The organism is Psychrobacter immobilis (assembly GCF_003148585.1).
Classification (GTDB): Bacteria; Pseudomonadota; Gammaproteobacteria; order Pseudomonadales; family Moraxellaceae; genus Psychrobacter; species Psychrobacter immobilis.
This window is the reverse complement of the sequence record NZ_QGGM01000005.1, coordinates 77,103-100,176: the sequence shown is the minus strand read 5'-3', so window position 1 is coordinate 100,176 and position 23,074 is coordinate 77,103. Positions and strand designations below refer to the sequence as shown.

The following is a 23,074-nucleotide window of genomic DNA, read 5'->3' as shown; positions in this document are numbered from 1 at the left end:
ATACTTACTGTGTGCTAATGACTGATACTTAAAAGCTGATTAACTGCTTAAGCTTTAGCCTTTGCCATCATATCTGCAAACTTATCAAACAGTGGCGCACAATCATGCGGGCCGGGGCTGGCTTCTGGATGACCTTGGAAGCTAAAGACTGGCTTGTTGGTCAGCTCGATACCTTGGTTGGTGCCGTCAAATAGTGAGCGATGGGTAGATTTAACGTTAGCAGGCAGCGTGTCTTCATCAACCGCAAAGCCATGATTTTGACTGGTAATCATAACTGTGCCAGTCGCTAAATCTTGAACTGGATGGTTGGCGCCGTGATGACCGGTTTTCATTTTAATGGTGTTTGCACCGCTAGCTAGACCGATCAGCTGATGACCTAAACAGATGCCAAAGGTTGGCACATCAGTTTTTTCAATGATATGACGTACGGCATCGATAGCATAGTCGCAGGCTGCAGGGTCGCCAGGACCGTTTGATAAAAAGATACCATCTGGGTTCATCGCCAGCACATCTGCGATAGGCGTTTGTGCAGGAACGACGGTTACATGACAGCCGCGGTCAACCAGCATACGCAGGATATTAGTTTTGCTACCGAAATCATAAGCGACGACATTGTATTTAGAATCGATATGCGTACCCAACTGCTTGAAAAATCCGCCTGTACCGCTATCATGACTGCCAATGGCATCACGGTTAAGTAGGGTATCTGATAAATCCCACGTACCTGCTGTCCATTCGAACGTCTCTTTAGTACAGCATTCTTTTGCCAAGTCCATGCCTTCGATACCAGCAAACTCTTGTGCCAATTTGATGGCTTGTTGCTCGTCAGCAGCGCTGATTGTCTCGCCGTCTGAGGCGGTCATAATACAGCCATTTTGTGCGCCTTTATCACGTAGTAGACGAGTCAATTGACGGGTATCAATCTCAGCGATTGCAACGGTATCGTTACGTGATAAATAATCGCTTAATGATTCTGAGTTACGGAAGTTTGATGTGACCATTGTAGCATCACGGATGATGAGAGCATCTGCCCATACTTGATGACCATTGCCAGACTCAGTGTCCTCGCTATTGGTACCGGTATTGCCAATGTGCGGATAGGTTAGGGTGACCAGCTGGCGCGCATAACTTGGGTCGGTTAGGATTTCTTGGTACCCTGTCATGGCTGTATTAAACACCACCTCACCGACACGATGACCGAGACTGCCGATACTCACACCGCGAAAAATCGTACCGTCTGCTAATGCCAAAATTGCTTGTATTTCTGCCGATGAATTCAAGGTTTGCCTCCGCTGTTATTAGTGAGTGCCATGATTTCCATGATGAAATTTTGGATTGAACGCGGCTTTTTGTATCGCAAAAATTGCTATTAATAGATACTAAAAAACACCTAAACCCAAAATTTTTCCACAAAAAAGCGAGAAGACATTATTGATGGAAACTACAAAACCCACTAGATAGTGAATAGGTAACTTGCATCATGTCCGCTCGCTTAGGCACAGATTTTGCGCATTATATACAATATGTCCGCAGATAGCCAGCCGATTTTTAGATTGAAAAGTATGCCTTTAATTATTAGCCATTAATAGCGCTGGATTTTCCCTTTTGGCTTTGCCACAATGGACAGCAAATCGAGATATCCGGTTCTTATGATTGACCTATTTCATTACTATATATAACAAGGAGCCGTTATGATTTATCAATATTTAGACAAGGTACCCGAATTTGCGGCACCTTTTAATGGTTGGGTCGCAGACTCAGCACGAGTGATAGGCGATGTCTATTTGGGTCATCAAGCTAACGTGTGGTTTGGGGCAGTGATTCGCGGTGACAATGAACGCATTCATATCGGCGATTATAGTAATGTGCAAGAAAACAGCGTCATTCATACTGATGCAGGCATTGAGGTCAAAATAGGTGATTATGTCACCATTGGGCATTTAGCGATGCTGCACGGCTGCGAAGTCGGTGATAACAGTTTGATTGGTATCGGTGCAGTGGTATTGAATAATGCCAAAATTGGTAAAAATTGCATTATTGGTGCTAAGGCGTTGGTCACTGAAGGCAAAGAGATTCCAGACAACTCACTCGTCATGGGTGCGCCTGCAAAGGTGGTCAAAACCTTAACGGACGAGCAAGCAGCGATGTTGAAATTATCAGCGATGCATTATGCGGAGCGTTGTCAAAAATTTAAAACGGGCTTAACAGAAGTAGCCATGCCTGATTAAGCAGAAATTTATAAAGAATCCATGAATTGTCTGATATTGATCTGTTGTTTTTATATGAATCAGGCAAACCATCCTTACATAGAGGCTTTTTATGCTAACAATTTATGCCATGAGCATCATGACTAGCCAAATAATGGCAAAAATGATAATACCAATAATCAGTCCACGAAAAATATCGTGGCGTATAGAGTAGTCATTAAGGTAAGCGTTATGATTGGTTGTTTCGTTGATGTTGAGCGCATTGACGCTTTCAGCGCCAGCATTTTTACCAACGATAAAACCCATGATTGCGCCTACGACCAACATAAATGGGGTGAATAACCAAAAAACGTCGCCATTACCTATACCAGCTATTGAGCGAATAACCACAATAGCAAGATCGATCAGTAAACCGCCAACGCCGTACATCACACCATTTAAGAGCGCATACAGTATACGGTCGAAAGGTGATTGATAGCTTTTACCCAACTGACGTTGTCTGATTTCTTTGATCGAACGGGCAGGGCGACGCGTTTTACTTGGCAAAACATTTTTGACATCAGGCGCTTCCATGCGATTCTCTATTTTAATTATGAAGTAAGCAAAACAGATACTAGGGCGTATTACTATTTTTAGCTCATTTAGGCGCTTTCGTTCAGATTGAGGATACGCCCTAACCACAAGTTATATAAATAAAGTTACCATAATTTTGTTTGGTAAACAGTAGTATTCACGAAAAATTATTGAGAAATTTTTTCATATCATTATTTATCTCCAAAGCGAAGGTTATTAAAAACCAGTTGTATTTCTGTCTTTCAACAAACAATAATAAGGTCTCATTATGCAGGCAACACAAGCTCAACTTTCTCCAAAAGAGCTGGCACTTTTTGATTTAGATCATACTTTGCTCGACGTCGATAGTGACTATTTATGGGGCGAGTATATCATCAAACACGACCTCGTCGATGAAGCGCAATACCGCACGGCCAATCAAAAGTTTTACCAAGACTATATCGAAGGTACGCTTGATGCGACGGAATATAATGAATTTGTGGCGCAGTTTTTGAGTAGCTTGCCGATGGATAGATTGCATGAGCTGCGCGAAGATTATATTAAGACGGAAATCGAGCCGCACATTCGCCCAAAAGCCATGGAGGTGCTCTGTCATCATGTCGAGAAGGGTCATGAAGTGGTGATTATTTCTGCCACCAATAACTTTGTAGTATCAGCCATTGCCAAGCGTTTCGGTATTGAAGACGCCAATGTGCTATCGACGCCACTTGAAATAAAAAACGAGCGCTATACCGGCAAATTAACGGATAAGCCTAATTTTAAAGAAGGTAAAATTTACCATCTCAATAAATGGATAGATAAGCGAAAATCAGCGGGTATGGATTTTGATAAAACTTATGCCTACTCAGACTCCAAAAATGACATTCCATTGCTCGAATGGGCGGATGTGGCTATTTGCGTGTCACCCGACGATGCGCTACATGCTCATGCATTGTCGCATCGCTGGGCAGTAGAGGATTGGTCGATTTAGGCGGTTTAACGTTATTTAATATAAAGCCAGTCATAATTAGCCAACTATTTATCGTCAATCTCATTTAAAATAGCGCCATATCAGTGAGATATTTATTTAAAAAGACAGGAAACCTTATGGAAATCAATCCGTATCAAGAACGAATCAAAGATTTATCAGAGCGTGGGCAGGACTTGCGGAGGTATCTTTGACTTCGATGGTAAGCAAGAACGCCTAGAAGAAGTCAATTTAGAGTTAGAAAACCCCGAGCTATGGAATGATCCAGAGCGTGCGACTAAAATTAATAAAGAAAAAAGCCAGCTTGATGGCGTCATCGATGTTGTGGTGTCGCTTGAGAGCACATTGGAAGATGCGTCTACCATGCTGGAGCTGGCGGTAGAAGCAGAGGATGAATCCTTGCTGGCGGATGTGCAAGCAGAGCTCGACAATGCGGAGAAACGCGTTGCTGATTTAGAATTCCGTCGCATGTTCAGCGGTGAGATGGATCCTAATAACTGCTACTTAGATATCCAGTCGGGTAGTGGCGGCACCGAAGCGCAGGATTGGGCGGAGATGCTGTTGCGTATGTATACCCGCTGGGCGGAATCGCATGGTTTCAAAGTTGAGGTCATTGAGGTATCTTCTGGTAGCGTGGCTGGTATTAAATCAGCAACGATTGAGATTAAAGGGGATTATGCTTTTGGTTGGTTACGTACCGAAATCGGCGTGCATCGCTTAGTCCGTAAATCGCCATTTGATAGCAATAACGGTCGTCATACCTCGTTTGCTGCCGTTTTTGTATCGCCTGAAATTGATGATAATATCGAGATTGACATCAATCCAGCAGATTTGCGTATTGATACTTATCGCTCATCGGGTGCGGGTGGTCAGCATGTGAACACGACCGATTCTGCGGTACGTATCACCCACGAGCCAAGTGGCGTGGTGGTCACTTGTCAGAATGAGCGTAGCCAGCATGGGAACAAAGCGACGGCGATGAAGTTGTTACGCGCTAAGCTTTATGAGCTTGAGATGCAAAAACGGATGGAATCTCAGCAAGCGGTCGAGGATGGCAAGTCAGACGTTGGCTGGGGCAGTCAAATTCGCTCTTATGTACTTGATGACTCGCGTATCAAAGACTTGCGTACTGGCGTTGAAACCTTTAACACTGGTGCAGTACTCGATGGCGACCTCGATCAGTTTATTGAAGCGAGTCTAAAAGCAGGATTGTAAAATAAAATAGTAACTAATATTTAATTAAGGAAAATTATGCCAAGCGTTAACAGTTATTTTGATAATAAAGTCACTTCTATTGCCTTTCAAACGGCAACTAAGCCTGCAACAGTTGGCGTGATGGAGATTGGTGAATACGAGTTTGGTACCAGCGAATTTGAAACCATGAGTGTAGTCAGTGGTGCATTGACGGTCAAATTGCCAGAAAGTGATGAGTGGCAAACCTTTAATGCAGGTGAGCAATTTACCGTTGAAGCCAATCAGAAGTTTCAAGTAAAAGTGGCAGTAGAAACGGCTTATTTATGTGTTTATGGTAAATAAGCATTTTTAGAGTAGTAGTCAACAGATTAACGCCAAGTGTTTAACGCTTGGCGTTTTTTTATGGTTGCATTTTGAGATAAATTTGAGTCATAAAGTATTGGACAACCATTATAAGTTTTTACGATATTGCACCATGTCTGTTTGAGTGGCGATTGCGTCATAGAGTTTGCGCGCCGTGGTGTTGCCTTCTTGTGTCGTCCAATATACACGGTTGCAGTTTTTACTACGAGCGAACTCATATACCTTTTCAATCAGTACTCGTCCTACGCCTTGTCCGCGTACCTGTTCATTGATATATAAATCTTCTAAATAACAGCATTCAGTGATATTCCAAGTATTAGGATGTAGCACCACATGGGTTATACCTACTAACTTGCCGTCCTGCCAAGCACCAAAACCATAAATCGGCACGTTACTATCGAGCAAACTGTGCCACGTGTTTTGGGTGGTACTTGATGGCAAACTGGTCTCATAAAATTTTAGATAGTTTTGCCACAAAGGTAACCAAAATTCGTAATCGGCTTTAGATAATGCTGCTATCTTTATAGAAGTATTTTTCATTGTGTTTTATTCAAATTAAATTGTTATTGTTATTGTTATCAAATTATGGCTCATAATCTCATTATTTAGAACCCTTTTAAGCGTGTTTTTTTACACATCAATTACACTTTGCTCGTGGCAAATAAACAGCAAAAACCATCACAATTCATTATGCTAAAACAACTATTTTATCAATCGAGTATGTATTATGGCGACGCTAAATGACCAAACAACCACGCAAGACATACGCCATGATTATGAAAAACTCGCTCGCCTTGCTAATCTGCGCTATGTCAGTGATGATGAGCTTGGGTTTACGCGTAGGCGTTGGGGGCGCGGGTTTACTTATAAGGATGCCACAGGCAAAACGGTCAAAGACAAAGCGTTGCGACAGCGTTTTGATGCGCTAGTGATACCGCCGATGTGGTCGGAGGTTTGGATATGCCAAGATGATAAAGGGCACTTGCAATCGACGGGGCGCGATGACAAAGCACGAAAACAGTATCTGTATCACCCTGAGTGGGATCGCGTACGTGACCAAGCCAAGTTCGATGCCATGATAGGCTTCGCTAGAGCATTGCCGAATCTACGTGCACAAGTCGAAAAAGATTTGAAAGCTAAATCATTATCCCGTGAAAATGTTTTATCAGCAGTGGTCAAACTATTAGAAACGACATTGATTCGTATCGGTAACAGCCGCTATGCCAAGCTCAATAAAAGCTATGGTTTGAGTACTTTACGCAGTAAACACGTGAGCGAAACCGATAACGGACTGGCGTTTGACTTTGTCGGAAAAAGTGCCAAAGAGCATCATATTGAATTGCAAGATGAGCGTTTGATTGAGATTGTACAGGCATGTTCTGAGTTACCTGGTTATCAGATTTTTAAATATTTGGATGACAAGGGTCATAAACAAGTCGTCGACAGTAGCGATATCAACGACTATCTACGCACGCATACTAGCGGTCATGGTCGTGACAGTGAGATGTATAGCGGTAATTTATATAGCGCAAAGGACTTTCGTACTTGGATGGCCAGTGTGCTGGCAGCAAGCTACCTTTATGATGAGCTACAAACCAAGTCTGGCAAAGCAATTTTATCCAGTGAACCTGAGAGCAAAGAACGTCAGCAACTGGTGACTGTTATGGTAAAAAGTGTCGCTGATGAGCTGGGCAATACCCCTGCTGTCTGCCGAATATCTTATATTAATCCCATTATTATAGAGCGCTTTTTGGCGGGGCAGTTCTTTGAATCTTATAAACAAGCGCGCCGTGGACGTACTAAACAGCATCAAAGTTATGAAGAAAAGGCGCTGCTGGGATTTTTAAGTGGCTGCTGAGTGATTTGAAATAAAGTTCCATCAAGAGTTTGTGATTGAATTATAAAAATGATACGTTATGTATTGAAATAAATATTAAAATGCGTTACTAATAGAGTCTATGCACATTGATATGTGCGAACAAGCAGAAAAAACAGTTGCTAGGATATGCCCGTTTTTCTGCTGACAATGCTCTTATTTCGCCCGTTACCTGCTATTGCTAAAGGATTAGCTTATGAACACCTCTTCTACAGACCTATCAGTCGTAAATACCGCTTCAAATCATACTGCACACCCGCCAATGAGCTACAGCGATTACTATCATAATTTTGATATGAACGCGCTATTAACAGAGATATTTGGCGAGCATTTAGACGATCGCTTGAACGCTTATATGGCATGTTGTGGTCGTCATGTGCGTGATGATCGCGGTGATAATATTGCACTGGTGCACGAAGATACATCGGGCAATGTAACGCGCATGAGCTTTGCTGAGCTTGATAAGGCAAGCGCACAAGTCGCCAATTTATTGTTGTCTTATGGCGTACAAGTTGGTGACCAAGTGGCAACCATGTTACCTCGCACTCCTGAGCTGCTCACCATTGTACTCGCGACTTGGCGGATCGGCGCGGTTTATCAACCGTTATTTACCGCCTTTGGCTATGATTCGATTAAGTATCGAATGGACAAATCCAATACCAAAGTGGTTTTTACCAATCAAGACAATCGTGGCAAGTTTGACGACTTAGCGAAGCAAACCAAAATGGTGCTGGTTGGTAGCAAGGTAGATGCGCAAAGCTGGGGTGATGATAGCTACGCTGAAAAGGTCGCAACGCAGTCGCAAACGGTAGACGCGGTTTCATTAAATACCGATGCTCCCTTCCTGCAAATGTTTACCTCGGGTACGGTTGGTAAATCAAAAGGCGTTAGTGTGCCGCTAAGTGCGCTCTCAGCGTTTTATCTCTACATGCGCTATGCGATTGACTTGCGAGCGGATGATAATTACTGGAACATGGCTGATCCCGGCTGGGCATACGGTCTTTATTATGCGATTACAGGACCTTTGTTATTAGGGGTAACAACGTATTTTAATGAAGCTGGCTTTGATGCACAAAATACCCGCGACTTTATGGTACGTCATAAGATTAGTAATTTAGCGTCCTCACCTACAGCGTTTCGGATGATGAAATCGAGTGGCGTGTTTGAAAAATCTCACCATGATAATAGTAATGACAATGAGGCTAAACTATCATTGCGCTGTGCCAATTCAGCAGGCGAGACCTTAAATACCGAAGTGGTCAATTGGGTGGAAACTTATCTAAACTGCAAAGTCTGCGATCAGTACGGGCAGACCGAAACGGGTATGACTTGCTGTGAGCACCATGCATTAGCACATGAATGTCCAGTTGGCTCGATGGGCATGGCGCTACCGGGGCACACATTGGTAGTGTTAGATGATGATATGAATATATTAGCTGATGGTGAACAAGGACAGCTTGCCGTAGTGGTCAGTCAATCGCCCGCGTTTTATTTCCGTGGTTATAGCTGGAACGAAAAAGACGCCTTCGCTGATGATTACTATTTAACAGGCGACGTGGTTGAGCGTCACAGTGATGGCAGCTATTGGTTTTCAGGGCGTGATGATGACATTATTATCACCGCAGGTTACCGCGTAGGGCCTACGGATGTGGAGAATACCGTGCTCGAGCATGAGGCAGTTGCAGAGTCAGCGGCAGTTGGAGTGCCAGACGAAGTGCGTGGTCATACCATTAAATCGTATGTGGTGCTAAAAGACGGTATCGAAGGTGCGGACGAGATTGCCAAAGAGATTCAAGACTTAGTCCGCAGACGTCTATCAACTCACGCTTATCCGCGCGAAGTTGAGTTTGTAAAAGAGTTGCCAAAAACCCCAAGTGGTAAAATTCAGCGCTTTTTGCTGCGCAGTTTGTCTACGGCTTAATGAAGCAATGCACTCATATCGTCAGGTTAAGATAAAAATCGATGACTGATAAAAATATTAATAAAAGGAATAATTATGAACATTGAACAACGGAGCTTTTTGGTCACAGGCGGTGCATCAGGTTTGGGAGAGGCAGTGGTTCGTGCTATTGTCAAGCAAGGCGGTAACGTCGTCATCGCAGATCTTAATGAATCAGCTGGTCAAGCGTTGGTGGCGGAACTAGGCGATAACGTTCGCTTTACACGCTGTGATGTGACCAGTGGTGATGAGGTGCAAGCGGCTGTGGATACGGCTGAAAAAGAATTTGGCGGCTTACAAGGGTCTATCAACTGTGCGGGCATCGCTGTGGTGCAAAAGCTGCTGGATCGTGATAATAACCCAGCAGATCTCGATAATTTTAGTCGCGGCGTCAATATTAATCTTGTCGGTTCTTTTAATGTCGCGCGTTTGGTCGCAGCCAGTATTGCAAAGCGTGTAGCAAATGCCAATAACGCAGACAGCCCCATAGAGAAGAACGCTGATAATGGCGTCATTATTAATACGGCTTCTATCGCAGCTTTTGATGGGCAAGTAGGGCAAGCAAGCTATTCATCGTCAAAAGCTGGTGTCGTCGGTCTGACTTTACCGCTAGCACGTGAGCTGGCACGTCATGGTATTCGCGTCATGACTATCGCGCCGGGCGTCTTTGCCACACCGATGATGGAGACTATCCCTGAAAAAGCGCGCGAACAACTAGAGGCAGGCGTACCTTATCCTAAGCGTCTGGGCAATCCCAATGAGTTTGCCAAGTTGGTCATGCATATCATTGATAATGCCTATCTCAATGGAGAAGTCATTCGCTTAGATGGCGCGATTCGTATGGTGTAATGGTATTAACGAAGTTTTTATGTTCAAAAGTTCCTAATGTTATCCATGAAATTTTCACAAAAACTGGCATGGTGCTTTGGTAAATTAATAGCGTGGTATGTTGCCATTTCACTCTTTAACGCCAAACGGAGTTATTAAAGCCTATGTCATTTTTTTCTCTACATTTTAGCAAAAAGCCGCGTCGATTGTTCGTTGTGATAGGACTGGGACTGACCACCATTATGAGCAACAGTGCGATAGGGTATGTCAAAACAGCCTCCTCCGATGCAAAAAGTACAGGCAATAATGGTCAGCCTATTTCTAGTACGGTGGTTATCGATAAAGTTTTTGTCGATAAATCCGATCATATTTTGCAGCTGTTGAGTGGTGATAAAGTCATTAAGTCCTATCGTATTGCGCTAGGGGATAGTCCGGTTGGTCATAAACAGCAGCAAGGCGATGAGCGTACACCCGTGGGGGCGTACATCTTAGATTATAAGAATGAGAACTCTATTGCCCATCGCTCCATTCATATAAGCTACCCCAATGCTGCTGACAAAGCTCGGGCACGATCACGCGGCGTCCATCCTGGTGGCGATATTATGATTCATGGGCAGATGAACGGCTTCGGTCATCTAGCGTGGATTAACCAACAACGTGATTGGACCGATGGTTGCATTGCCGTCACTGATAATGAGATGGATGAGATTATGGCGGCAGTTAAGGTTGGTACATCGATAGAAATTGTAGAATGAGCGTTATGTTAATGCTGGCTATCGTGTAGTACATTTCTAGCAGTTACAGCGCATTAAAATCTTTGCTATAGCTGTCTCTTGCTTGCCTTTCATTGTTGAGCAAGCCTCTCTTTTAGTTGTTTTTTTTTATTTATCCTCTTGAAATATTCTCTTAGTGTGCCTATTGATAGTTTGTGATAATATCATTGCTATGGGTAAGGTTTTTACCTATATAAAATCTTACTATTTTTCAGTATTTACTAATAAGTCATAGATATTGATTGACAACTTGCACAAGTAGGTTGAAATCTTGTATGTTATACCCTATATATATAACAACTAACGGTGATTGAGACACGATAAAACTAACGATAAGCGCTATGTTTTAAATGCTGCGCGTTCGGTATTTTATGTTGCATCCACTGACTGATAATACTAATTATAAAAGGATACAATTATGAGGTTCGAAAAATTTACCCAGAAACTACAATCAGCCATTCAAGAAGCACAGAGCCTAGCATTGGGACGTGACCATACAGGTATTGACCCTGTGCATCTGCTTGCAGTATTGCTACAGGATGAGTCTAATTTATCTATCTGCCAACAAGCAGGCGCGTCTATCCCCGCGCTAAAGAATGGTGTGGCAAAGGCGCTCGACAATCAAGCAACGATTAGTGAGCCAACCGGCGATGTGAATTTAAACCCAAATTCGGTTAAAATTTTGAACTTGGCAGACCGTCAAGCACAAAAAGAAGGCGATGATTTTATCGCCACTGAATGGGTGATGTTGGCACTCGCTGAACAAGGCGAAACCAAAAAGATATTTGAGAGTGCTGGCGTAACAGCGAGCAAACTAAAAACAGTGATTGAACAATTGCGTGGTGATGAAACCGTGAATAATCAAAATGCTGAAGATCAGCGTGATGCGCTGAATAAATATACGATTAACTTAACTGAACAGGCGGAACTTGGTAAGCTTGACCCTGTGATTGGTCGCGATGAAGAGATTCGTCGTACCATTCAGGTGCTCTCGCGCCGCACCAAAAACAACCCCGTGCTCATCGGTGAACCGGGTGTCGGTAAGACAGCCATCGTCGAAGGCCTAGCACAAAAAATCATCAATGGTGACGTACCAGAAGGACTACGCCGCAAAGAAGTGTTGTCGTTAGATTTGGGCTCATTGATTGCGGGTGCAAAATTCCGTGGTGAGTTTGAAGAGCGACTCAAAGCGGTACTCAGCGATTTATCAAAGCAAGAAGGCAATGTCATCTTATTTATCGATGAGTTGCATACTTTAGTAGGTGCTGGTAAAGCCGATGGTGCGATGGATGCCGGTAATATGCTAAAGCCTGCGCTTGCGCGTGGTGAGCTACACTGTGTCGGTGCGACAACTCTCGATGAGTATCGCCAGTACATCGAAAAAGATGCGGCTCTTGAGCGTCGTTTTCAAAAGGTACTGGTCGATGAGCCAACGGTCGAAGACACCATTGCGATTTTGCGTGGTCTAAAAGAGCGTTATGAGCTGCATCACGGTGTTGATATCCAAGACAGCGCGATTATTGCTGCTGCGCGGATGAGCCATCGTTATATTACCGATCGCAAACTGCCAGATAAAGCGATTGACTTGATTGATGAAGCGGCCAGTCGTTTACGTATGGAGATGGACAGCAAGCCTGAAGCCTTAGGTAAGCTTGATAGTCGCTTGATTCAGTTGAAAATGCAGCGCGAAGTGCTCAAAAATGAAGAAGACGCTGGTGCGCAAGCCGAGCGTAAAGTGCTTGATGCACAAATTGAAGAGCTAGAAAAAGAGTACGCTGACCTTAATGAGATTTGGCAAGCAGAAAAAGCCTTGGTCAAAGGCAGTCAGCAGCTAAAAGACGAGCTGGATAAAGCGCGTATCGCCTATGACAAAGCCAGCCGCGAAGGTGACTACGAGACTATGAGTAAGCTGCAGTATGAGACGATTCCGCAGCTTGAGCGCCGCATTACTGAGTCTGACTTGGCAGAACAAAAAGAGCAGACAGGCGAAGGTAGTGGTGTAAAACTACTACGTAATAAAGTCACGGATAATGAAATTGCCGAAGTCGTAGCGGCAGCAACAGGTATTCCTGTGAGTAAAATGATGCAAGGCGAGCGTGACAAGATGCTGGCGATGGAAGAGAAGCTGCATGAGCGCGTCATCGGTCAAGATGAAGCGGTCAAAGCAGTCGCCAACGCTGTGCGCCGTAGCCGAGCTGGGTTGTCTGATCCCAACCGCCCATTGGGTTCGTTCTTATTTTTAGGGCCTACGGGGGTTGGTAAAACTGAGCTGACCAAATCACTGGCCAACTTCTTGTTTGATAGTGAGGATGCCATCATCCGTATCGACATGAGTGAGTATATGGAGAAACACAGCGTCAGCCGCTTAGTGGGCGCGCCTCCAGGCTATGTCGGTTATGAAGAAGGCGGCACCTTGACCGAAGCGGTACGCCGTAAGCCTTATAGCGTGATACTGTTTGATGAGGTCGAAAAAGCGCATCCTGATGTGTTTAATATCTTGCTACAAGTGTTAGACGATGGACGTTTGACCGACTCACAAGGCCGCGTGGTCGACTTCAAAAACACGGTGATTGTGATGACCAGTAACTTAGGCTCACACAAAATCCAAGAGATGGTCGGTGAAAGTTATGAAGACATCAAAGCTGAGGTGATGGAATCAGTTGGGCAGCATTTCCGCCCAGAGTTTGTCAACCGTATCGACGAGATTGTGGTATTCCATCCGCTCGGTATGTCGCAGATGTCAGGTATTGCTGCGATTCAGTTGGATCGCTTACGTCAGCGCTTGCATGAGCGTGAGATGGATATTGAGTTATCAGCTGATGCGATGAACAAACTGGTTGCGATTGGTTATGATCCTGTCTATGGCGCACGCCCACTAAAACGTGCGATCCAACAGGAAATTGAAAACCCATTGTCATTGAAGCTATTGGCTGGTGATTTTGGCGCAGGAGATATCATCAAAGTCGATGTCGGCGCAGATGATAAGTTGGTGTTTGAGAAACGTAGCATGAATTAATATCTAACCCTAACTGACCGTGGTTTAAAACCAACCTCTTACTTGCCTATTTTTTCTACAGGCAGGTAAGGGGTTTTTTTGTGCGCTATTATTATTTACGGTTTGAGTGCTTTGACTATGTTATAAATAAACTAAGCACTAGGAATAAGACGTCAACAGTTACGGAGACGACAAAATGACGATCATCAGTATGCAGCACCTAAGCACGCCATTAATGTTACCGATAATGATCAGCGCACTGCTGTTTAGTGCTCCTGCTTGCTCCAATCAAACTGCCGTCAATACCCATGAAGACCTGACAGACTATAAAGAAGGGCAAGCTTCTGCTAGTGAATCGCTAGCAAGTACCGAAAAACCCGCCTTTATCACTAAAAAAATAGCCACGTTTGATGAGCCTTGGGCAATGACAGCATTACCTGCCGTTAATAATGAGCCCCCTAAATTACTTGTCACCCAAAAGACAGGCGAGTTATTCATTGTTGATACGGCAACAGGTGCCAAGACAACCATCAGTGGTATGCCGAAGGTGGCTTATGGTGGGCAAGGTGGTCTTGGCGATATCGTTCTTGCACCAGATTTTGCTACTTCTAATCATGTCTATATGAGCTACGTTGAAGCAGGGAATGACACTGATAATAATAAATTTGGTGCCAAAGTTATCAAAGCGACATTGATAGGATTGGATACAGCCACGCCACGTTTGCAGGATCTTACGCCCATTTGGGAGCAAACACCGAAAGTAAAAGGGCAGGGGCATTATAGTCATCGCTTGCTCTTCTCGCCTGACGGAAAATATTTATATATCAGTTCAGGCGAGCGCCAAGAAAAAACACCAGCACAGGATATGAGCGTCAATTTGGGCAAAATTGTTAGGTTAAATCTTGATGGCTCAGTGCCAGCAGACAACCCTTTTGTAGATAATAGCAATGACATTGCCGCGCAGTTTTGGAGTATAGGACATCGTAATGTATTGGGTATGGCGTTCGATGAAAAAGGTAGGCTTTGGGCGCATGAGATGGGACCACGGGGCGGTGATGAGTTCAATCTCATTGAAAAAGGTCATAACTACGGCTGGCCAATCGTCTCAAATGGGCGTAACTATACAGGCACTGATATTCCTGACCATGAGACGCGCCCTGAGTTTACGCCGCCCAAAATTAGTTGGACGCCAGTGATATCACCGTCCTCGATGAGTATTTATAACGCTGGACAATATAATGATTTCCCAGCGTGGCAAGGTAATGCGCTCATTAGTGGCTTATCATCTAAAGCGCTGATAGTCGTCGATTTTGATGAAAATAGCCGCGCGACTGAGCGCTATCGCTATGATATGGGCGAGCGTATTCGTAATGTGTTAAATGTAGATGGACAAGTTTGGGTATTAGAAGATGGCGATAATAGTGGCTTATTACAATTGATTCCGCAGTAGTGATTAGTAGCCATTGCTCTTCGACTTTCCAAGCATTTGCACTATTGTAGGTTAGGCTGCTAAATGGTTTTGGTCTATTTCTGTCAATAAGAAAAACGTAAATAGCTAATTAGATTTGATAGTTGGTAGGTATCTTGTTAAGGTATTCTTCCTAAAAAACTAAGGCTAACAAACAAATGGATCATGTAAAAGTTGGCAGGTTAGGCCCTTTTCCACGGGTAAGTAAACCTGTGTTTATTACTTCAGCGCTACTTATTATTGGATTTATTATCTTTGGTGCTTTCTTTACTGAAACCGCTGGTGTGTTATTTAGCTTTTTGCAGAACTTTATTACGGATAAGTTCGGCTGGTTATTTATTATTTTAGTAAATTTAGCATTGTTGCTTTGTATTTATCTCGCGATGAGCCGTTATGGCGATATTCGTCTAGGTGCACAAACTGAGACGCCACAGTACAGTTTGTTCTCATGGATAGGGATGTTGTTCTCTGCTGGTATTGGTATAGGATTGGTGTATTGGGGGACAGCTGAGCCCTTGTATCACTTTATGGCACCACCACTCGGAGAAGCGGAAACGATAGAAGCCGCTAAGCAAGCCATAAATTTTACATTCTTGCATTGGGGCTTACATGCATGGGCGCTATACGCGATTGTTGCATTGTCTTTGGCTTATTTTCACTTTCGCCGTGGCTTGCCGTTATCGATTCGCTCAACGCTTTATCCTCTATTGGGCAAAAAAATCTATGGCTCGTGGGGACACGCCGTTGATATCTTAGCGGTATTTGGTACGATGTTTGGTGTGGTAACGTCGCTTGGTCTTGGCGTTATGCAAATTAATTCAGGACTTGAGCGACTATTTGGTGTTCCTAATAATCTAACGATACAGATCGGTCTGATTGTTTTCGTTACTATTTTAGCTGCTTTTTCCGTCATGATGGGCTTAGACAAAGGTATTAAGCGCTTGAGCGATATTAATATCGGACTGACGGCAATCCTACTCGGGTTTATGGTCATCTTAGGGCCGACGCTTTTTATCTTTGATAGCTATCTTGAAAATGTTGGCAATTATCTTTCGGTAGTTGTACCGCTAGGTCTGTGGGGTGAATCGTATGAAGGTCAAGAAAATTGGCAGTCATCATGGACGATATTTTATTGGGCATGGTGGGTAAGTTGGGCACCGTTCGTTGGCGTATTTATCGCGCGTATCAGTCGTGGTCGTACTATTCGTGAGTTCATATTGGGTGTTTTATTGATTCCCATGCTGATTTTGTTCTTTTGGTTCACCACTTTCGGTGGCGTTGCTATCCATATGGAGCTCTTAGCTGCTATTGATCCCGCTATGGCCAGCCCAGGATTGGTAGAAGCCGTGCAAACGGATTTTGGTAGTGCAATTTTTAAATTGGTTGAGTTTTATCCATTGGCACAACCAGTCACCTTAATGATTGTCGTTATGATTGTCCTTTGGTTTGTGACGTCATCCGATTCAGCAAGCTTTGTGATTGATATGTTGACCGCAGGTGGTGATACCAACCCACCAAAAATCCAGCGTTTATTCTGGGCAAGTACGGAAGGTATCATTGCTGCTATTTTGCTTGCTGCTGGTGGACTAAGTGCATTACAAGCAGCGGCTATCGTTGCAGGATTACCCTTTGTTTTAGTAGTATTTGCGATGATGTATGCGTTACTTCGTGGTTTGAGCCGAGATCGTTTGATACTGTATCGCGCTCAGCAGCACTTTATTACCGAAGAATCCGCAGATCATAATTCAGCCAATGAGTTTGCTGATGAGCACTTATTAAAAGGACCACCTAAAATTGTAAAAGGTGATTAGCAGATTATATATATATATCAGCTTTAATACTGTTTTTATGAAATGAATCAGGCAGTTAGCTTCTTTTTTTTACGTAAAAACACAATATAACAATTGTGATTTGAAATCCTAAGATGCATCGTTATCTTAGGATTTTTTTATTTGTTGACCAACAGCAAGGTTAATCAGTGTCTGATTCGATTTGATAGTTGTGCAGTATCTTGTTAAGGTGAGCCCCTTCAAAAATTGAGATGACTAAATGGATCATGTAAAAGTTGGCCGCTTAGGCCCTTTTCCACGGGTAAGTAAACCTGTGTTTTTAACTTCAGCGTTATTAATTCTTGTGTTCATTATTTTTGGTGCTCTTTTTAATGAGCAAGCAGAATTGTTGTTTGGTCATGCCAAAGCATTCGTGTCTTTGCGTTTTGGCTGGTTCTTTATTGTGGTGGTCAACTTAACGTTAGTGATGAGTATTTACATGATATTTAGTCGTTATGGCGATATCAGGCTTGGTCATCAAAATGAAAAACCAGAGTATAATATAGTCTCTTGGATTGGCATGCTATTTTCCGCGGGTATCGGTATTGGCCTGCTCTATTGGGGTACGGCTGAACCCTTGTACCATTTTATGGCGCCGCCGTTAGGAGAAGCTGAAACAGTGGCTGCCGCCAAGCAAGCGATGAATATCTCGTTCTTGCACTATGGTTTGCATGTGTGGGCGCTCTATGGCATGGTCGCGTTGTCATTGGCTTATTTCCATTACCGAGTGGGCTTACCGCTGGCCATCCGTTCGACACTATATCCTATATTGGGCAAAAAGATCTATGGTGGTTGGGGTCATACGGTAGATACACTAGCGGTATTTGGTACGATGTTTGGAGTAGTGACCACTTTAGGTCTTGGGGTGTTGCAAATTAACTCAGGTCTTGAGACGTTATTTGGCATACCCAATAATATTACAGTGCAAATTATTTTGATTGCCTTAATCACTATGTTGGCAGGTCTGTCTCTATTTATGGGGCTAGATAAAGGGATTAAGCGCTTAAGTGATACCAATATATTATTTACTGTGATATTGCTCAGTTTTGTGATTATTTTAGGCCCGACCCAGTTTATCTTTAATAGCTTTGTAGAAAATATTGGCAATTATTTACATCAAATTGTGCCATTAGGTCTTTGGACAGAATCATATGATGGTCAAGAAAACTGGCAAGCATCATGGACGATTTTCTATTGGGCATGGTGGATAAGCTGGTCGCCTTTCGTTGGTGTGTTCGTGGCTCGTATCTCTCGTGGTCGAACCATTCGTGAGTTTATCTTAGGGGTGTTATTAATTCCTATCACCATCTTGTTCTTGTGGTTCACCGCTTTCGGTGGTTCAGCCGTTAATATGGAATTAATGGCAGCCGCTGATCCCAACCTCATTAGTCCTGGCTTGATTGAGGCTGTCCAAGCAGATACTGGCAGTGCCATCTTTAAGCTGATGGAATCTTATCCATTTACGTCAGCTTTGAACTTGCTTATCGTAGTGATGATTGTGCTTTGGTTTGTCACGTCATCGGATTCGGCCAGTTTTGTCATTGATATGTTGACCTCAGGTGGCGATGCCAATCCACCTAAAATACAGCGCCTTTTTTGGGCGGGTACAGAGGGTGTCATCGCTGCCGTACTATTAGCAGCAGGTGGCTTGAGTGCGCTACAAGCGGCTTCAATTGTGTCAGGTTTCCCTTTTGCGATTGTGATAGTCGTTATGATGTACTCCTTATTACGCGGTTTGAGTCGAGATCGTTTGGTACTGTATCGCAACCAGCAATGGTTTGTCACCGAAGAGTCAGCAGAGCATAATTCGGCCAATGAGTTTCGTGATGAAGATTTGCTGACAGGTCCACCTGATATTGAAAAACCTGAAGGTTAGATTTTATCGATCTAAAAGATCATAAAAAAGCACCCGCTTAATCATAGGCGGGTGCTTTTTTATATGATTTAATTGTCTTTTTTAGTTTGATATAAAGTATTTACACAAAATTATGAAGCAAGGTTATGAGCACTGTCCTTTAACATAACCTACTGCTGCCGTTGTGCCACATGCCGAACATGAGTTGCCCGCAGTGCGATAACTAAATCCTGAGCTGGTTTTTACTTTGACACACACAGGATCATATTGCGCGGTACACATCGTTTGCTCAGGGTTGTAAGGTGGGCATTTGATGAAAGGGTTGTCGCTGTTCTGTTGGCTGTGCCCAGTGTTATGAATAGGGGCGGTGTCAGGCGTATCGATGCTTTGGATGTTATTACAGCCAGCTAAGGCAATAGTGACTGATAACCCTAATAATGACAGGCATAATCGCCATGATTTGAATAAGTGGTTCATAATCATATGTCCTTATAAATAGTGTTCGGTAAGTCCCTGTTATCGATAGCTGGTTGCAACCATGTGATGAACAAGGTGGTTTTAATTGATAGTAGCCTATTTATCAGCAGTCATCTACCAAATCATGATTAATAAAAAACCCAAGCCTATGATTAAGCTTGGGTTTGAGCACCACTATAGTCATTCCACTATAAAAATATTACTGCGTTAATCTCGCTTGAAGTATTAAATATACATCTACACTCGGTTGCCTTGTACTACTTTTAAATTGAACTGACTATACCAGTCGTTTTATAAATGCCAGCTAAAGGCAATAGAACTATTTGGCTGCTTTGTCATCTTGATTAAGCTGAACATATTTATCAAAGTTCTGCGCATAATCAGTCAGGTTGTCGCTCAGCATTTGGCGATACTGTTTGACATAAAATTCAACGATATCATCTTTTTCTTTGGCAAAGTCATCGCCTTTGACAAAGCCGATAGAAGCGACAGATGCGCTATAACGTGCGGCTGCATAAAGTAGTGATGCGCCTACTTGTCCTGAATGCGCTTCAGAACCCAACTGACTGTTTGCGATACCAATGATGGCATCAGCACGTTGGTAAAATGCTTGCATTTCAGGGGTAATCTCAATGTTAGCGTCAACATTGCTGTCTTGAATGTTGCTGTCTTGCATATTGTCTTGAGACATAAGCGACTCCTAATAAGTGTCGGTAATTTTAAATTTATAAAGAGGGTTTGTAAGGGGTGCAACGTGATGTTTTTACAAACCAGCGTCTGCTTTTAAGATCTCAGCTTTGTCTGTTTTTTCCCACGTAAAGGCAGTTTCAGAGCCAGGACGACCAAAATGACCAAAAGTCGCCGTTTGCTGATACATTGGTTGTAATAAGTTTAGCATACGGGTAATGCCATAAGGGCGCAGATCAAAATGGGTGCGAATCAGACGGATGATTTCATCATTGCTGATTTTATTCGTACCAAAAGTATTGACCGAGATAGAGGTTGGTTCAGCGACACCAATGGCATAACTAACCTGTATTTCACAGCGCTCAGCAAGTCCTGCCGCAACGATGTTCTTAGCCACATAACGCACGGCGTACGCAGCACTGCGATCTACTTTTGATGGATCTTTACCACTGAATGCACCGCCGCCATGACGCGCCATACCGCCGTAAGTATCAACAATAATTTTACGACCTGTCAATCCAGCATCACCAACAGGACCGCCAATCACAAACTTACCCGTTGGGTTGATATGATAGCGCGTGCCAGCATGCAATAATTCAGCAGGCAATACTTGTTTGATGATAGATTCCATTATTGCTTCTTGCAGATCTTTTTGCGAGATACTTGGATCGTGTTGTGTTGATAGCACCACAGCATCAATGGCAACAGGCTTGCTACCATCATATCTTAACGTCACTTGCGCCTTGGCATCTGGACGTAACCAAGGCAACTCGCCTGCGCGGCGCAGCTCAGATTGGCGTTCCATCAAGCGATGAGCAAATTCGATAGGGGCTGGCATCAACACATCAGTTTCATTGCTGGCATAGCCAAACATAAGACCTTGGTCACCTGCGCCTTGCTCTTCAGGGTCGCTACGATCGACACCTTGAGCGATTTCAGGAGATTGTTTGCCGAGCATATTGATGACCGCGCATGTTTCGCCATCAAAGCCTAAGTCTGAGTGGTGGTAACCAATACCGTTTACAGTATCACGCACGATACGCTCAACGTCGATATTTGCCGTCGTGGTGACTTCACCCGCTAGTATCACAGCACCTGTCTTAACCAAGGTTTCGCATGCCACGCGTGCATGCAAATCTTCACGTAAGATGGCGTCAAGGATGGCATCTGATATTTGGTCAGCCATTTTATCAGGATGACCTTCGCTCACAGATTCTGAGGTAAATAAGTTGTATTCACGCATAATGGGATCGCTTAATTGCAGGGACTGTATTCTACGAACTCAGTCATTATTAAATGTATATAAAAATAAAAGGCGAAAACGAATAAAAAAATTAGCACATTTTACCGTGTATCGAGGTAAAACTCTAGCGATGGATAATACTAAGAAGTAACTAGGCATGGATTAACCATGGTAAAAGTCATCAATCTCGCTATTTTCTTGCCAGCGATATTCAGTATAGTGAGCGATCTGGCGCGCTGTATCGATGTCATGTCTGTCGGCGATAAAACCAAGCGCCATGTCCATACCTGCACTGACACCTGAGGACGTATAAAATTTGCCATCAACAACCCAGCGTGCTTGCTCGGCCCAATGGACTTTGTCAGATTGCGCTATCACCCATTGCCATGACAGTTTATTAGACGTTGCGCGCTTGTCATCTAAGACGCCAGCCTTAGCCAACAATGCGCTACCCGTACAAACGCTAAGTACCCAATCAGCATGGTCAACCAAGGTTATTAACGTCTGCAAAAATGGTCGGTGATTGATTTGCTGGCGAGTACCCATGCCGCCAACCATCAACAGGATATCAGTCTGATGCGCTAACTCGCTAACAGCGACTGTCTGCATCGCAACGCCATGTTTACTATGAATAATGCCACCGTTTAAGGAGGCAAATTGCAGACGATAATGCTCAGGTAAGCAGCCAAACATCTCGATAGGTCCAAATAGATCCAAAGTCTCAAAATCATCGAATAATAGCGCGGTCAGTGTCTGCATCTGGCTTCCTGATTTTTAAATAATGTTTACAAATGTAAGTGGGTGTCTGCTGCTTTTTGAACCACGCTATTCATGTTTTATTCATATAAAGTAGATCAATTAAACCTTTTATAACTAGGGCATGTCCTCATTTTAAAAATGGTGATAAAAATGAGATAAATTGCCGTTAAACAAGGAAAATAGCGCAAATAATATCGAGATATTAATAAGCTATTTGACGATGTTTGGCAAAATTTAGCTATTTTTAGCCCATTTAGAAAGTAATCGATTGAATTGAGGACACGCCCTAGAGCAGTTATCGTTCTAAAAGCGATCGTTCTAAAAATTATAACTCCAAAAACTTGGCTTTGTCTTTAAACATACATTCGTCATAAACAGGACACGCACCGCATTTGGGAGTACGGGCTTGGCAGGTATAGCGCCCGTGCAAAATAAGATAATGATGCGCATCCACGATGAAGTCATCTGGGATACGTTCGACCAACTTATTTTCAACGATCAAGACATTCTTGCCAGTAGCCAGCCCCGTACGATTACCTACCCGAAAGATATGAGTATCAACTGCCATGGTTGGCTGACCAAAGGCAGTATTTAACACCACATTGGCAGTTTTACGACCAACACCAGCGAGATACTCTAAGTCTTTGCGGTTATCAGGGACGGTGCTATTAAATTTCTCAATCAAATCTCTACAAGTTTTGATGACGTTTTTGGCTTTGGCATTATATAAGCCAATATTTTTGATATAAGATTTTAGACCGTCTTCACCCAATGCCAAGATTGCTTCAGGTGTATTTGCTACGGGATATAATTGCTTGGTGGCAATATTGACGCTCACATCCGTCGCCTGCGCAGACAAGATGACCGCGATCAGCAGCTCAAAATTACTCTTATAATTCAATTCCGTCACCGGCTCATCAATCGTCGCTGCCAGCTTTTCAAAAAATGGACGCACGTCACGATTGGGCATTCGTCTCGATGGCGGGGTATCGGCAGTTTTGTGTTTGACGGTTTTACTCATAGTATTCTTACTATTTTTTG

20 protein-coding genes are annotated in these 23,074 nt (G+C 43.4%); 12 read left to right on the top strand and 8 right to left on the bottom strand.

Annotated elements, in window-relative coordinates; translation table 11 throughout:
• Nucleotides 1-47: 47 nt before the first annotated feature.
• Nucleotides 48-1,280 (bottom strand): glutamine-hydrolyzing carbamoyl-phosphate synthase small subunit, encoded by a 1,233-nt coding sequence (carA, locus tag C8D84_RS06220; protein ID WP_109590829.1) that lies wholly within the window; start codon nucleotides 1,278-1,280, stop codon nucleotides 48-50.
• 411 nt (nucleotides 1,281-1,691) lie between these two features.
• On the opposite strand from carA, the gene C8D84_RS06215 reads away from it, so the two are divergent.
• Nucleotides 1,692-2,228 carry a gamma carbonic anhydrase family protein gene (locus C8D84_RS06215; protein WP_109590827.1) on the top strand — a complete coding sequence of 179 codons (537 nt, stop codon included), beginning with the start codon at nucleotides 1,692-1,694 and terminating at the stop codon, nucleotides 2,226-2,228.
• 102 nt (nucleotides 2,229-2,330) lie between these two features.
• On the opposite strand, the gene C8D84_RS06210 is transcribed toward C8D84_RS06215, so the two are convergent.
• Complete coding sequence (locus C8D84_RS06210; RefSeq protein WP_109590825.1) at nucleotides 2,331-2,780, bottom strand: hypothetical protein; 450 nt, start codon at nucleotides 2,778-2,780, stop codon at nucleotides 2,331-2,333.
• 268 nt (nucleotides 2,781-3,048) lie between these two features.
• Between C8D84_RS06210 and C8D84_RS06205 the strand changes: the two genes are divergently transcribed.
• The 3 genes from C8D84_RS06205 to ppnP all read left to right on the top strand — a co-directional run bounded on the left by C8D84_RS06205 (nucleotide 3,049) and on the right by ppnP (nucleotide 5,283).
• Nucleotides 3,049-3,750, top strand: a complete 702-nt coding sequence (locus C8D84_RS06205; protein ID WP_109590823.1) for an HAD family hydrolase — start codon at nucleotides 3,049-3,051, stop codon at nucleotides 3,748-3,750.
• A 116-nt stretch (nucleotides 3,751-3,866) separates the two neighbouring features.
• Nucleotides 3,867-4,962 (top strand): peptide chain release factor 2 gene (prfB, locus tag C8D84_RS06200; protein WP_095849321.1). Its coding sequence is split into 2 segments (ribosomal slippage): nucleotides 3,867-3,938 and nucleotides 3,940-4,962, totalling 1,095 coding nucleotides; the frame shifts between segments, so codons are not numbered across the junction.
• A gap of 36 nt (nucleotides 4,963-4,998) precedes the next feature.
• Nucleotides 4,999-5,283, top strand: coding sequence for a pyrimidine/purine nucleoside phosphorylase (gene ppnP, locus C8D84_RS06195; protein WP_045445514.1), 285 nt, complete (start codon nucleotides 4,999-5,001; stop codon nucleotides 5,281-5,283).
• 108 nt (nucleotides 5,284-5,391) lie between these two features.
• Here ppnP and C8D84_RS06190 read toward each other — a convergent pair whose 3' ends face one another.
• On the bottom strand, nucleotides 5,392-5,844 hold the full coding sequence (locus C8D84_RS06190) for a GNAT family N-acetyltransferase (protein ID WP_109590821.1): 453 nt from the start codon (nucleotides 5,842-5,844) through the stop codon (nucleotides 5,392-5,394).
• Nucleotides 5,845-6,031: 187 nt separating this feature from the next.
• Between C8D84_RS06190 and C8D84_RS06185 the strand changes: the two genes are divergently transcribed.
• The 8 genes from C8D84_RS06185 to C8D84_RS06150 all read left to right on the top strand — a co-directional run bounded on the left by C8D84_RS06185 (nucleotide 6,032) and on the right by C8D84_RS06150 (nucleotide 18,888).
• Nucleotides 6,032-7,162: a DNA topoisomerase IB gene (locus C8D84_RS06185; RefSeq protein ID WP_109590819.1), complete on the top strand. Its 1,131-nt coding sequence runs from the start codon at nucleotides 6,032-6,034 to the stop codon at nucleotides 7,160-7,162.
• Nucleotides 7,163-7,376: 214 nt separating this feature from the next.
• Entirely contained in the window at nucleotides 7,377-9,101 is a 1,725-nt protein-coding gene (locus C8D84_RS06180; RefSeq protein ID WP_109590817.1) for an AMP-binding protein, read from the top strand.
• Nucleotides 9,102-9,176: 75 nt separating this feature from the next.
• Entirely contained in the window at nucleotides 9,177-9,968 is a 792-nt protein-coding gene (locus C8D84_RS06175) for an SDR family NAD(P)-dependent oxidoreductase (RefSeq protein WP_109590815.1), read from the top strand.
• A 143-nt stretch (nucleotides 9,969-10,111) separates the two neighbouring features.
• Nucleotides 10,112-10,702, top strand: a complete 591-nt coding sequence (locus tag C8D84_RS06170; protein WP_109590813.1) for a L,D-transpeptidase family protein — start codon at nucleotides 10,112-10,114, stop codon at nucleotides 10,700-10,702.
• A gap of 436 nt (nucleotides 10,703-11,138) precedes the next feature.
• Complete coding sequence (clpB, locus tag C8D84_RS06165; protein ID WP_109590811.1) at nucleotides 11,139-13,736, top strand: ATP-dependent chaperone ClpB; 2,598 nt, start codon at nucleotides 11,139-11,141, stop codon at nucleotides 13,734-13,736.
• Between the two features lie 175 nt (nucleotides 13,737-13,911).
• Nucleotides 13,912-15,165: a PQQ-dependent sugar dehydrogenase gene (locus tag C8D84_RS06160; RefSeq protein ID WP_109590809.1), complete on the top strand. Its 1,254-nt coding sequence runs from the start codon at nucleotides 13,912-13,914 to the stop codon at nucleotides 15,163-15,165.
• Nucleotides 15,166-15,341: 176 nt separating this feature from the next.
• Nucleotides 15,342-16,994: a BCCT family transporter gene (locus C8D84_RS06155; RefSeq protein WP_109590807.1), complete on the top strand. Its 1,653-nt coding sequence runs from the start codon at nucleotides 15,342-15,344 to the stop codon at nucleotides 16,992-16,994.
• Between the two features lie 238 nt (nucleotides 16,995-17,232).
• A complete protein-coding gene (locus tag C8D84_RS06150) occupies nucleotides 17,233-18,888 on the top strand; it encodes a BCCT family transporter (protein WP_109590805.1) in 1,656 nt (551 codons plus the stop codon).
• 123 nt (nucleotides 18,889-19,011) lie between these two features.
• Here the strand turns inward: C8D84_RS06150 and C8D84_RS06145 are convergent, their stop codons facing one another.
• The 5 genes from C8D84_RS06145 to nth all read right to left on the bottom strand — a co-directional run bounded on the left by C8D84_RS06145 (nucleotide 19,012) and on the right by nth (nucleotide 23,054).
• Nucleotides 19,012-19,344, bottom strand: coding sequence for a hypothetical protein (locus C8D84_RS06145; protein ID WP_055123940.1), 333 nt, complete (start codon nucleotides 19,342-19,344; stop codon nucleotides 19,012-19,014).
• 319 nt (nucleotides 19,345-19,663) lie between these two features.
• Nucleotides 19,664-20,035 (bottom strand): DUF3144 domain-containing protein, encoded by a 372-nt coding sequence (locus C8D84_RS06140; RefSeq protein ID WP_404644854.1) that lies wholly within the window; start codon nucleotides 20,033-20,035, stop codon nucleotides 19,664-19,666.
• 72 nt (nucleotides 20,036-20,107) lie between these two features.
• Nucleotides 20,108-21,274 (bottom strand): methionine adenosyltransferase, encoded by a 1,167-nt coding sequence (gene metK / locus C8D84_RS06135; RefSeq protein ID WP_045451444.1) that lies wholly within the window; start codon nucleotides 21,272-21,274, stop codon nucleotides 20,108-20,110.
• Nucleotides 21,275-21,436: 162 nt separating this feature from the next.
• A complete protein-coding gene (locus C8D84_RS06130) occupies nucleotides 21,437-22,033 on the bottom strand; it encodes a DJ-1/PfpI family protein (RefSeq protein ID WP_109590803.1) in 597 nt (198 codons plus the stop codon).
• A 325-nt stretch (nucleotides 22,034-22,358) separates the two neighbouring features.
• On the bottom strand, nucleotides 22,359-23,054 hold the full coding sequence (gene nth / locus C8D84_RS06125; RefSeq protein WP_109590801.1) for an endonuclease III: 696 nt from the start codon (nucleotides 23,052-23,054) through the stop codon (nucleotides 22,359-22,361).
• Nucleotides 23,055-23,074: the final 20 nt, after the last annotated feature.